This is a genomic window from Butyricimonas sp. BSD2780061689_150309_C8 (genome assembly GCF_015560935.1).
Classification (GTDB): Bacteria; Bacteroidota; Bacteroidia; order Bacteroidales; family Marinifilaceae; genus Butyricimonas; species Butyricimonas paravirosa.
Genome location: NZ_JADMSV010000019.1, coordinates 40953 through 53139 on the forward strand (window position 1 = coordinate 40953; position 12187 = coordinate 53139).

The 12187-nt window shown below is 44.1% G+C and carries 11 protein-coding genes; 6 read left to right on the plus strand and 5 right to left on the minus strand.

What is annotated here, in order from left to right:
- The first annotated feature begins 85 nt into the window (after positions 1-85).
- The 5 genes from I2I33_RS13970 to I2I33_RS13990 all read left to right on the plus strand — a co-directional run bounded on the left by I2I33_RS13970 (position 86) and on the right by I2I33_RS13990 (position 5893).
- Positions 86-1396 carry an anaerobic C4-dicarboxylate transporter family protein gene (locus tag I2I33_RS13970; RefSeq protein ID WP_087420314.1) on the plus strand — a complete coding sequence of 437 codons (1311 nt, stop codon included), beginning with the start codon at positions 86-88 and terminating at the stop codon, positions 1394-1396.
- Positions 1397-1432: 36 nt separating this feature from the next.
- Positions 1433-2494, plus strand: coding sequence for an L-asparaginase 2 (gene ansB / locus I2I33_RS13975; RefSeq protein ID WP_087420315.1), 1062 nt, complete (start codon positions 1433-1435; stop codon positions 2492-2494).
- A 111-nt stretch (positions 2495-2605) separates the two neighbouring features.
- A complete protein-coding gene (locus I2I33_RS13980) occupies positions 2606-3772 on the plus strand; it encodes a porin (RefSeq protein ID WP_087420316.1) in 1167 nt (388 codons plus the stop codon).
- 156 nt (positions 3773-3928) lie between these two features.
- Positions 3929-4621, plus strand: a complete 693-nt coding sequence (locus I2I33_RS13985) for an OmpA family protein (RefSeq protein ID WP_087420317.1) — start codon at positions 3929-3931, stop codon at positions 4619-4621.
- Between the two features lie 84 nt (positions 4622-4705).
- The gene (locus I2I33_RS13990; RefSeq protein WP_087420318.1) at positions 4706-5893 is read left to right on the plus strand and encodes a porin; all 1188 of its coding nucleotides are present in this window, start codon (positions 4706-4708) and stop codon (positions 5891-5893) included.
- A 117-nt stretch (positions 5894-6010) separates the two neighbouring features.
- Here I2I33_RS13990 and I2I33_RS13995 read toward each other — a convergent pair whose 3' ends face one another.
- The 4 genes from I2I33_RS13995 to lipA all read right to left on the minus strand — a co-directional run bounded on the left by I2I33_RS13995 (position 6011) and on the right by lipA (position 10503).
- Complete coding sequence (locus I2I33_RS13995; protein WP_087420319.1) at positions 6011-7771, minus strand: aconitase family protein; 1761 nt, start codon at positions 7769-7771, stop codon at positions 6011-6013.
- A gap of 56 nt (positions 7772-7827) precedes the next feature.
- A complete protein-coding gene (locus I2I33_RS14000) occupies positions 7828-8580 on the minus strand; it encodes a copper homeostasis protein CutC (protein ID WP_189021490.1) in 753 nt (250 codons plus the stop codon).
- A 384-nt stretch (positions 8581-8964) separates the two neighbouring features.
- Positions 8965-9645 (minus strand): lipoyl(octanoyl) transferase LipB, encoded by a 681-nt coding sequence (gene lipB / locus I2I33_RS14005; RefSeq protein ID WP_087420321.1) that lies wholly within the window; start codon positions 9643-9645, stop codon positions 8965-8967.
- 3 nt (positions 9646-9648) lie between these two features.
- Positions 9649-10503, minus strand: coding sequence for a lipoyl synthase (gene lipA, locus I2I33_RS14010; RefSeq protein WP_087420322.1), 855 nt, complete (start codon positions 10501-10503; stop codon positions 9649-9651).
- A gap of 210 nt (positions 10504-10713) precedes the next feature.
- On the opposite strand from lipA, the gene I2I33_RS14015 reads away from it, so the two are divergent.
- Positions 10714-11157, plus strand: a complete 444-nt coding sequence (locus tag I2I33_RS14015) for a peptidylprolyl isomerase (protein WP_027200235.1) — start codon at positions 10714-10716, stop codon at positions 11155-11157.
- Positions 11158-11243: 86 nt separating this feature from the next.
- Here the strand turns inward: I2I33_RS14015 and I2I33_RS14020 are convergent, their stop codons facing one another.
- A complete protein-coding gene (locus I2I33_RS14020) occupies positions 11244-12152 on the minus strand; it encodes a bifunctional enoyl-CoA hydratase/phosphate acetyltransferase (RefSeq protein ID WP_087420323.1) in 909 nt (302 codons plus the stop codon).
- Positions 12153-12187 lie beyond the last annotated feature (35 nt).

Sequence of the window (12187 nt, forward strand, 5' to 3'; positions counted from 1 at the left end):
AAACATTCATTTCGTGATTACCGTAGGATATATCGTGTAAGACTTGATAATGATTGAAAAATAAAACTTTAAATAAATAGATGAGATGATTTTACAACTAGCTTTCGTTTTAACAGCAATCATCATCGGAGCGCGTCTAGGTGGTATCGGACTGGGTGTCATGGGAGGTATTGGATTGGGAATTCTGACATTCGTGTTCGGACTGCAACCCACGGCCCCGCCTATTGATGTTATGCTTATGATCGTGGCGGTTATATCTGCGGCAGCATGTATGCAGGCTGCCGGAGGATTGGACCTTATGGTCAAGGTGGCCGAACGCTTATTAAGAAAGAATCCGGCACACGTCACAATTCTAAGCCCGTTAGTAACTTACGCATTCACGTTTATCGCCGGTACCGGCCACGTTGCCTATTCCGTACTTCCGGTAATCGCTGAAGTTGCCACGGAAACCAAAATTCGCCCGGAACGTCCCCTAGGAATTGCCGTGATCGCTTCCCAACAAGCCATTACCGCCAGTCCAATTTCTGCTGCCACGGTAGCATTACTGGGCTTACTAGCCGGTTTTGACATTAGTTTGTTTGACATTTTGAAGATCACGATTCCCGCCACGCTAATCGGTGTACTCGTCGGTGCCTTCTTCTCCATGAAAGTCGGGAAAGAACTCGTTGATGACCCGGAATATCAAAAACGTTTGAAAGAAGGCGTGTTCAATGACAAGAAATACGAACTGAAAGACGTTGCCAACCAGAGAAGAGCAAGTCTGTCTGTTTTTGTTTTCATTATCGCCACGGTATTCATCGTGCTATTCGGTTCGTTTGATACCATGCGTCCTTCATTCATGATCAATGGCGAACAAGTATTATTAGATATGCCATCTATCATTGAAATATTAATGTTATCCGCGGCAGCTATCATATTATTAATAACTCGTACAGACGGGTTAAAAGCCGCACAAGGTTCCGTCTTCGGGGCCGGAATGCAAGCGGTAGTAGCCATCTTCGGAATCGCTTGGATGGGAGATACTTTCTTGCAAGGCAACATGGCAGAATTAAAATCTTCTATCGAAGAAGTCGTTAGACAAATGCCCTGGTTGTTCGGTATAGCCCTGTTCGTGATGTCTATTCTGTTGTACAGCCAAGCCGCTACCGTCCGGGCGCTCATGCCTCTCGGCATAGCCTTGGGAATATCGCCTTACATGCTGATCGCCATGTTCCCGGCCGTCAACGGGTATTTCTTTATCCCGAACTACCCCACCGTGGTAGCCGCCATTAACTTCGACCGAACGGGTACAACACGAATCGGCAAATACGTGCTGAACCACTCGTTCATGATGCCCGGACTTGTCGCGACCATCGTGGCCGTTGGACTTGGACTGCTCTTTATACAGATTTTTTAAATACTCTAATTATAAGTAAATTTTAAATTACAGGTTATGAAAATGTTTAAGAATTTAAGTTTGCTGGTAGCCCTAGTGCTATTCTCTGTTGCGACCACGTTCGCACAAAAGTTGCCTAACATCCATATTCTGGCAACAGGAGGTACGATCGCCGGAACCGGAGCTTCTTCAACCGGAACCAATTACACAGCCGGACAGGTTGCCATCGGTACACTTTTATCGGCTGTACCCGAAATTCAGAAAATAGCCAATGTAACCGGAGAACAAATCGTTAAAATCGGTTCACAGGATATGACGGATGACGTGTGGTTGACACTTGCCAAAACAATCAACAAATTATTGGCAAGAAAAGACATTGACGGAATCGTGATCACCCACGGAACCGACACGATGGAAGAAACCGCCTATTTCTTGAATCTTGTCGTGAAAAGTAACAAACCGGTTGTACTTGTAGGTGCCATGCGTCCCTCTACCGCTCTTAGCGCTGACGGCCCGTTAAACTTATACAATGCCGTGGTTGTTGCAGGAGCAAAAGAATCCATGGGTAAAGGAGTTTTAGTTTCCATGAATGGTATTATTCTCGGAGCTCACAGTGTTTTAAAAATGAATACGATTGATGTTCAAACATTCCAAGCACCGAATTCAGGAGCCCTTGGCTATGTTTACAACGGCAAAGTATTCTACAATCAATCTCCGTTAAAAAAACACACCAGTCAATCCATATTTGATGTAACGAACCTGAACTCTCTTCCGAAAGTGGGCATCGTGTACAGCTATTCAAACATGGAAGGTGACGTTGTTAAAATGATGGCTAATAGCGGTTACAAGGGAATTATCCACGCCGGATTAGGTAACGGAAACATCCACAAAAACGTGTTCCCGGAATTAATCAACGCACGTAACAAAGGAATTCTTATCGTACGTTCAACTCGTGTGCCGACAGGACCGACCACGCTTGACGCTGAAGTAGATGACAATCAATACAAATTCATCGCTTCTCAAGAATTGAACCCGCAAAAATCAAGAATCCTTTTGATGTTAGCTTTGACTAAGACTAACGATTGGAAACAGATCCAACAATATTTCAACGAATATTAATTCATAAAAGCACCAAGTCCTGTTTTAAAGGACTCGGTGCTTTATTCTATTTGTAATTCTAGTTATAATAACTAGAAATTAGGAAATTATATTTTTATCAAAACACAGAACATGAAAAAATTAGCTTTATTAATACTTGTTATGGGTTGCGCAGCTGGTGCTTTCGCACAAAATGCCACGAACGAAAAGACTCTTTTCGAACGAGTAACCCAAATAGAGAAAAAAATGGACTGGTTCAACTTCTATTTAAACATGCAAGGTTCTTTTGATGCCAGTTTCAACTATGACCAAAGCGGACTAAGCGAGGCTGCATTCAAGATGCGTCAATTCCGTATTGAAGCAAAAGGTAACATCACCCCTTGGTTGTCCTATCGCTGGAGACAACGTCTGAACCGTGGGAACAACGGTGGTAACAATATCGACAATATGCCTACTTCCATTGACATCGCAGGTATTGGGGTAAAATTAAATGACCAGTTTTCATTCTTTGCCGGAAAACAATGCGCCGCGTATGGTGGTATCGAATTTGACTTGAATCCGATCGAAATCTACGAATATAGCGATATGATCGAGAACATGAGTAACTTCATGACCGGTTTGAACATCGCTTACCAGATTTGTGACAACCATCAACTCCAATTCCAAATTTTGGATAGCCGTAACGGTTCTCAGGATGAAACATACGGTCCCGGATTTGAAAAAAGCCGTGCCCCACTCTTGTACACGTTAAACTGGAATGGTAACTTGTTCGATGGAATCTATAAAACTCGTTGGTCAGCATCCGTGATGTCCGAAACAAAAGATAAACAAATGTATTATTATGCTTTAGGTAACGATTTCACGTTCTCTAAAAAAGTAAATATGTTTGTAGACTTCATGTATTCTGACGAACAAATTGACCGAAAAGGTATCATTACCGGTATGCTAGAAAACAAAGATGCCGCTCTTCTTGACGGTCACAATGCACTTGATGCAGAATACCTATCCGTGGTGACAAAAGTAAACTACCGTTTCCAACCGAAATGGAATGCTTTCGTGAAGGGAATGTATGAAACGGCCTCTGTGTCAAAAACACGTGGTGACATCGAAAAAGGAAACTATCGTACTTCTTACGGTTACTTGGCCGGTATCGAATACTACCCGTTAGAAGACAGCAACCTGCATTTCTTCTGTACTTTCGTGGGACGTTCTTACAAATTTACTGATCGTGCCGCTCAAAAAGGATACAACACGCAAAGATTGGAAGTCGGGTTTATATACCAATTACCGATGTTCTAACAAACAAGAAATGATACAATTACGAGAGGGAATATTCAAATATATTCCCTCTTTTGATTTATCTCATTTTATTTTGAAATTGTTTTAACGAGTGTTATTTTTGTAGCATATTAGAGCAAAGATTTACAATCTAAATTTAGAAACAAAACTATTACTATGAAAAAAACTAATCTACTCACTATTTTAGTATTAAGCGGAAGCATTATTTTTTCAGGATGTGCATCCATGAGTAACACGGGCAAAGGCGCTGCTATCGGGGCCGGTGGTGGAGCCGCACTTGGAGCCGGCATCGGAGCCTTGGTTGGTAAAGGTAAGGGAGCTGCCATCGGGGCAGCCGTGGGTGGAGCCGTTGGAGCAGGAACCGGAGCTTTGATCGGTAGAAAGATGGATAAACAGAAAAAAGAGTTAGAAGCCATTGAAGGGGCTCAGGTTGAAACTGTTACAGATGCTAATGACCTACAAGCCATTAAAGTGACTTTTGATAACGGTATATTGTTCGCCACGAACTCTAGCCAATTAAGTTCATCTTCCAGAGATGCTTTGACGAAATTTGCCACGTCGTTAAAGAACTCTCCGGAAACAGACATCACGATCTACGGCCACACGGATAACACCGGAACCCGTGCCGTAAATGAAAGAATATCCAAAGAACGTGCGGAGGCTGTTGCAAACTTCCTCGTTGGAAACGGGATTGCCCGCAACAGAATCACCACGGAAGGCCTAGCATTCGATCAACCGGTAGCCGACAATAGTACAGCAGAAGGACGTGCTAAAAACCGTCGTGTCGAAGTATATATCACGGCAAGTGCGAACATGATCAAACAAGCAGAAGAAGGTACCTTGAAATAAGATACAATCAGTAAGTAACCACTAAAAGCTGGAAGGCTGTTTTCGAACGATCTCCAGCTTTTAGTTTTTTTTAATCCGATAACAATGAAAAGAAAAAAACTATTACTAATCACGCTATTAGCACTATCATTACAGGGCTTGTCAGCCCAGGGCCTGTTATCCCATCTAAATGACACGACAAACGGACGCTCTCTTTTTGAAAGAGTGTCGAACATCGAAAAAAAGAATAATATTTTTAATCTGAAACTGCACATGCAAGCCACATTCAACGGTGCATTTACAGACGGGACATTCGAGCAAGCAGCTTTCAAAATGAACCAGCTTCGATTAGAAGCCCGGGGGGACATCAATGACTGGCTTTCTTACCGTTGGCGTCAACGCCTGAACAGCAGTAACACGCCCCACGCACTGGATAACCTTCCCTCCTCTATCGATTATGCCATGATCTCCGTACGCCTGACTGATCAGTTCGTCACCTCCATCGGGAAACAGGCAGCAGCATACGGAGGTTTCGAGTATGATCTGGATCCGATTGAAATCTACCAATACAGCGACATGATCGATTATATGCTCTTCGATTTCATGACCGGAATCACGTTCTCTTATCAAGTCACCCCTACCCAAGAAATAGCCTTGCAAGTCGTGAACAGCCGGACGGCTTCCATGGATGATATTTACGGGCAACTCCCGGAAGACGTGGAAGAAAGTCGTGCGCCCCTCGCTTACACGGCCAACTGGAACGGTAATTTCTTCAGCGACAAATTTAGAACCCGTTGGTCATATTCCTTGCTCAGTCTGGCAAAAGGATATAACAATCATTTTTATGCCATCGGTAACGAATTAGATCTGGGAAAATTCAACATATACCTCGATTTCTACCTTTCCGATGAAGAACTGGATAACCGGGGTATTATTTCAACCCTCTACCGCCTTCAAGGAGATGCCGATTGCATCAAAAATGCCCGTTATGAATCCTGGGTCACCAAATTAAACTATCGTTTCCAGCCCAAATGGAATATTTTCGTGAAAGGAATGTACGAAAATGCCTCTGTTTACAAGCATACCAATCAACTGGAGAAAGGCAAATACCGGACGGCTTACGGGTATTTCGGTGGTATCGAATACTATCCAACCACGGAAAACCTCCACTTCTTCGCATCGTACATCGGACGTTCTTATCGATTCACGGATAAGGCCAAAACACTAGGAGCCGAGAACTACTCTACATCAACTTTATCCATCGGGTTAATTTACCATATCCCGCTGTTTTAGGCTTTACGCCCAAAAATGAATAAGGGCAACCCTCGAAAGGATTGCCCTCTTCCCCGTTCCGGCACCCCGGAACAGAAAAAAACAACACACACATGAATATCAATAACCTTTTCTTATTTAAGAAAAGGTATTTACTAATCCTCCTTTTTCGAGGATTTCTTGAAACTCCGCATCAACATAAGGGAGCTTATACGCTCTCTTGTTCAAATATAATAAATGATTTTCATCATCTATTGTCAGTTGTTCCCCTGATGTGTAAGCATCCACCACGGCCCAATCAACAAGAATCCGTAACCCGTGATTAATAGCCATACGGTAAAAATCCCAGTTCACAGATTTTACAATCACCAGTTTTACCCCCACTGCTACCAATCCCGTCGCTGCATGTTTCACCAGTTGACCACACCCGAAGTTCTCCCCGGCGATAATGATATCTCCTGGTTTCACATCGCAAGCGAAATTCGGATCCAATCCTCCAAACAAGTAAGGTTTAATCTCCTCCACCTGTTCAAGGGTCAAGCGATACATCAATTTTTCCGCAAATATCTGGTTACTTGAGATATTATCTATATCCCCGTAATTCCACACCCCGTTACTCTTACGATAATCGTACCCTTCCAATACGACTGGTTCTATCCGGGGAGCTTTATATTTATACCGTGCGCCCTCGAAGTGTATTATTGATGTCAGTTCTCCTCGCAACGCAGTCATAGCCACGGTTGCCGGAGAGGCAATATATTTCTCAACACCGGAATGATTCGAACTTCCGATATACCGACTATTGGCAGTAGAGATAAAACGGCTATTTCCGGCAGACGCCACGTGTCCCACTCCCAAGCAAGGCCCACAACTGGAGCCAAGAACGATGGCTCCGGACTGTGCAATCTTATCAATAATACCCTCTTCAACAGCCTGTAAATATATACTCCTAGAAGCCGGAACCACGAACAATTGGAACCCGTTGGCAATACGCTTTCCTTCCAAGATCATGGAAACTAACCGTAAATCCTCCAACCGTCCTGAAGCACAAGCACCGATAAGTCCTTGCTGTATTTTCAACCCGACAAGTTCCTCCACTCCCTGAAGAACATTGTTTCTCGTGTCATATACCATCGGAAAGACGTTGGCCAGATCAATCTCTATAAACCGAGAATAAACAGCCTCCTCGTCCGCCCAAACACCCCGTACTGCCGGCTCGTTAAAATAGTCTGCCAACCGGTCATCCGGAGGAAAAGCAGAACTGACCACTCCCATTTCCGTGGAAATATTGGCTATTGTCATTCGATCATCAATGGACAAAGAGGAAACCCCTTCCCCGTGATACTCAATTGCCTGCCCGTTCACGTCCAACTCGCTCAATATTCCCTTTATCCATAAAGCTAAATCTTTAGCAAACACTCCTTCTGACAAACGATTTTTCAATACGATCTTCATCGTTTCAGGCACCTGAAACCACATTTTGCCCGTTTTCCATAACACGGCCGTCTCTGTTTTATTAATTCCCACAGCTAACGTGTTGAACGCTCCCGCCGTGGCTGTATGAGAATCGCTCCCCGCAACCAACATACCCGGACGTACCAATTCTGAGATAATCTGGTGGCTGATTCCACGGTCACAGTCATAAAAATGCTCTATTCCCTGCTCTTCCACGAAATCCCGTATCGAATTATATTCCAAGGATAATTCGTTGACTAACCCCGACACCTTTCCATCCAGCACGATCACCAACTGGGAAGGATTGTATACTCGGGTACCATGAATTCGTTCAAACAAAAACCTAACCCGTGCCGAATTATCATGACTCATCACATAATCCGGTTCACGGACCACGATACTCCCACGTTCGGCATTTAATATCTTCTCTACAAATGTTCGCATATATTGAATTTAGAATCTAGAATGTAAAACATAGAATGAACGGCACTCTCTGAATTTTATATTCTAAATTTCACGTTGTCTAAAACTGCTTTTATTTTCTCAACATCACTGTAATATTGCTCGTATTCCGGTAGTCCCGAAACCCCGCCCATGAACACGTTCGGGTTACGGAATTCCATTTCACTGTCCCGACTACTTTTCCCGCTCAAGTGAATAGCATCCACCCCTAATTCTATTAACGTGTTGGCATTCGCGGCATTTACACCACTTCCGGCCATAATTTGCACACGCCCTTTCGCCTGCTCCACCAAGGCTTTAATTTGCTCCATTCCCTCGCTTACAGTGTTGCGTCCTCCCGATGTTAAAACCCGGTAACATCCGGCCTGAATGATCCCCTCCAAAGCCTCTTCCATGTTTCGAGTCATATCTATCGCCCTATGAAACGTTACCTTTAAAGGAGCCGCCAATTCGACCAGCTCCCGCGTACGTTGTACGTCAACCGAACCGTCTGCATTCAAGATACCCAACACGACACCATCCGCCCGGCACTCTTTGGCAAACCGAATGTCCTCCTTCATCACCTCGAACTCTAAATCGGAATAAAGAAAATCACCTCCCCTCGGGCGAATCATCACGTAAAGTTGTATAGATAACTTTTCCCGGGCCATGCGAATCATAGCCGCAGACGGGGTTGTTCCCCCGTCATACATCCCGGAACACAGTTCCACCCGGGATGCCCCTGCCAACTGGGCATTCAAGCATGATTCCAAAGAAAAAGTACATATTTCGACCTCAATATTATTCTTCATTCCGCTCTGTCAATTTTTGTTTATTTGTTAATTCATACTACGAATATAATGAAATTATCGACAAACTTCAAATAAAAAGCAGGTATAAAATGCTCCTTAACATTCAAGTTATTTCTAACTTACATACATTCAACAGAGTATCACGTGTCAAAAAAGAATAACGGGAGAAATAAGCACATTACATTAAAATCCATTTGCCCCTCCCCCACAGCATAGCCACTTCCCAAACGGGTTTGCAACGTAGGGGATCTGTCTGTCATTCTATTCTCGGCCCCTATTTCCCGCTTAACTCGCCCCAATCTCTCGTTAACTCCGGCTACAAAATTAAAATAAACAAGAATAGATACACGGCGGGAAGTGTATGACATTTCCCGCCAAATTGTATTAAAACGTGTAAAAATCCATCCCGAAGAGTTCCTCGAAATACTTCTTCACGACCGCTTTCACTTCCGCCACGGGAACCTCTGCCCCCACCTCTTTCGAGATAGAAGTCACCCCCTTATCCACGAATCCGCAGGGGTTGATATAATTGAAATAATTCAAATCCGTATTCACGTTCAACGCAAAACCGTGCATCGTCACGTAACGGGAACATTTAATCCCGATCGCACATATCTTGCGTGCCCTAGAAGTGTGTGCATCCAACCATACCCCCGTGGCTCCTTCCAACCGTTCCCCGGTAATCCCGAACTCTCCCACGGTACGAATAACCACCTCTTCTAACAAATCCACGTACTCCTTCACCCCCACGCCAAAATTAGCCATATCAATAATCGGGTACACGACCAATTGTCCGGGACCATGATATGTAATATCCCCACCCCGATTTACCTTCACGAATTCAGCATGAGCCGCCTGCAACTGAATGGCACTAATCAGCATGTTCGCCTCGTTCCCGCTCTTCCCTAACGTGTACACGTGATTATGTTCCACGAAAATCATACAATTCTCCGTGTCCTCACCCTTTAACTTCGCAGCAATAATCCCCTTGTGCAACTCTTCCTGTTGTTGCCACACGGGCATATAGCTTGCCACTCCTAGATCAATTAATCGTGTACGTTTCATAACTTATCTCACATGCTTTTCCGCGTGGTAACTAGAGCGAACCAACGGACCGCTCTCCACGTAACGGAACCCTTTTTCCAACCCGATACGCTCGTATTCCTTGAAGGTCTCCGGTGTCACGTACTCTTTTACTTCGAGATTCGCCTCGGACGGTTGCAAGTACTGACCGATAGTCATTACTTTACATCCGACTGCCAGCAAATCATCCATCGTCTGAAGAATTTGTTCACGAGTCTCCCCTAATCCCAACATTATACCGGATTTAGAAACGATACCCGATTCCGAAACCTGACGAATCACTTGTAAAGAAATATCATATTTTGCCCGGCTACGTACGCCATCCGATAATTCTCTCACCGTCTCCAGGTTATGAGAAATCACTTCCGGACGAGCATCAATCACCTGTTGCACGAGTTCTTGTCTTCCCTGAAAATCCGGAATCAGCACTTCCATTGTCGTTTCGGGATTCTCTCGTTTCATCGCCTCGATCACTTTCACCCAGTGAGCAGCTCCCAAATCAGCCAGATCATCCCGGTCCACGGAAGTGATCACGGCATGTTTTAAACCGAGCAACTTCACGGAGTTAGCTATATTTTCCGGTTCTGCCGGGTCCAATGGAGCCGGACGCCCCGTTTTCACGTTACAAAACTTACACGAACGGGTACATACATCCCCGCCGATCATAAACGTTGCAGTTCTGTTTCCCCAGCATTCGCCTTGATTGGGACACATACCACTGGTACATATCGTATGTAGATTATGTTTTCTGACTATATTTAAAACCTCCGTGGAACTCTGTCCTTTCGGTAATTTAATCTTCAACCATTCCGGTTTTCGTCTGCTATTACAACACGTCATACTCTCTATTTTTAATCGTACGCAAATATACGACGAAGTTTTTAAATACATACTGATATTTTTGATCTTTCAGGTTGTTAAATTCCCGAAAACACCTCTTTTTTTAACTATATGCAAATAACAGAAAATGCGTTAAATAAACTTGGACAACTTGCATTCATTAGGATTATACCCTACATTTGTTTGCAATAATTCAAAACCAATTTCGTAATGTACAGAGCAGAAATACACACAGAAAAAGGTGTTATGAAGGTTCTTTTCTTCGAAAAAGACGCGCCGAATACCGTTGCCAATTTTGTAAAACTAGCCAGAGAAGGCTTTTATGACGGATTAACGTTTCATCGGGTCATCCCGGATTTCGTGATCCAAGGCGGTTGCCCTAGAGGCGACGGAACCGGAGGACCGGGTTACACCATCAAATGTGAGTTAAACGGGGATAACCAGTATCATGATCGGGGAGTCCTATCCATGGCTCACGCCGGACGGGATACCGGGGGATCTCAATTCTTTATTTGTCACAACCGCAGAAACACAGCTCATTTGGATAGACGCCACACGTGTTTCGGCCAAGTTTACGAGGGATTGGAAGTGATTGATGCCATCCGCCAAGGAGACGAGATTATTAAAATCGTCATCACGGAAGAAAATGAATAAGCCTGTGTTCTTAGTTGTTTAAATAATTCAGAAAAGCCGAAGTGTTAATACAACAACTTCGGCTTTTCACTTATATCTAACTTATCTTACTTTGCAAAAAGAGCCGCCAATGCAATAGAATTCAATTTTGCATCCACGCTGTCACCTCTGGAAGACAACACACTCGGGGCGGTGGCACCTACCAAGATAGCCCCTTGGCGAGCGTTTGCCAACTTCGTGTTTGTTTTATAGAACACGTTACCGGCCTCGATGCTCGGGAATACCAAACAGTCCGCATCTCCAGCAACCGGAGACTTGATTTTCTTAATCTCGGCAGCCTCCTTATCAATAGCCACGTCAAGAGCTAACGGTCCGTCGATGTCAATATTACCTAACTGACCTCTCTCTCCCATTTTGGCAAGAATAGCAGCATCCGTGGTAGACTCTACTTTCGGAAGTACTTGTTCCGTGGCTGAAATCATGGCAACTTTCGGGCGCTGAACACCAAGAGCGTTAGCAATCTGGGTTACATACTTCACGATTGCCATTTTCTGGCTGAAATCCGGAGCCGGAATAATAGCAGCATCACTGAACACCAACAATTTGTGGTAATTCGGACACTCCATCACAACAACGTGAGACAACGTGGCCTTCGGGGGCAACAAACCGCAATCCTTGTTCAAGATGGCGCGCATATATTTATCAGTACTTACCAATCCTTTCATGATGAAGTCAGCTTCCTTATCACGTACCATTTGAACAGCTTTAGCAGCCGCTTTCGTGTCCACCGGTTCATTTACAATCTTGAATCGGGAAATATCAAAACCATGCTCGGCACACACTTTCCTAATCTCATTTTCATCACCACATAAGGTGGCTTCAACAATACCCATTTCAACGGCTTTATTCACAGCCTCGATAGAGTGACTGTCGTTAGCGTAAGCTACAACCAAACGCTTTTTTTGGGTATTTCCCTTCAGTAATTCGTAGATGTCATCAATTTTCTGTATTGCCATGGCAAACTTATTTTTTACTTGATTAGTGATTTATG

Excerpts from the sequence above, each read along its gene's own strand:
- I2I33_RS13980 (WP_087420316.1), top strand. The coding sequence starts at position 2,606 with ATGAAAAAATTAGCTTTATTAATACTTGTTATGGGTTGCGCAGCTGGT.
- lipA (WP_087420322.1), bottom strand. The coding sequence starts at position 10,503 with ATGACGTGTTGTAATAGCAGACGAAAACCGGAATGGTTGAAGATTAAA.
- I2I33_RS14000 (WP_189021490.1), bottom strand. The coding sequence starts at position 8,580 with ATGAAGAATAATATTGAGGTCGAAATATGTACTTTTTCTTTGGAATCA.
- I2I33_RS14015 (WP_027200235.1), top strand. The coding sequence starts at position 10,714 with ATGTACAGAGCAGAAATACACACAGAAAAAGGTGTTATGAAGGTTCTT.
- I2I33_RS13970 (WP_087420314.1), top strand. The coding sequence starts at position 86 with ATGATTTTACAACTAGCTTTCGTTTTAACAGCAATCATCATCGGAGCG.
- I2I33_RS13985 (WP_087420317.1), top strand. The coding sequence starts at position 3,929 with ATGAAAAAAACTAATCTACTCACTATTTTAGTATTAAGCGGAAGCATT.
- ansB (WP_087420315.1), top strand. The coding sequence starts at position 1,433 with ATGAAAATGTTTAAGAATTTAAGTTTGCTGGTAGCCCTAGTGCTATTC.
- I2I33_RS14020 (WP_087420323.1), bottom strand. The coding sequence starts at position 12,152 with ATGGCAATACAGAAAATTGATGACATCTACGAATTACTGAAGGGAAAT.
- lipB (WP_087420321.1), bottom strand. The coding sequence starts at position 9,645 with ATGAAACGTACACGATTAATTGATCTAGGAGTGGCAAGCTATATGCCC.
- I2I33_RS13995 (WP_087420319.1), bottom strand. The coding sequence starts at position 7,771 with ATGCGAACATTTGTAGAGAAGATATTAAATGCCGAACGTGGGAGTATC.
- I2I33_RS13990 (WP_087420318.1), top strand. The coding sequence starts at position 4,706 with ATGAAAAGAAAAAAACTATTACTAATCACGCTATTAGCACTATCATTA.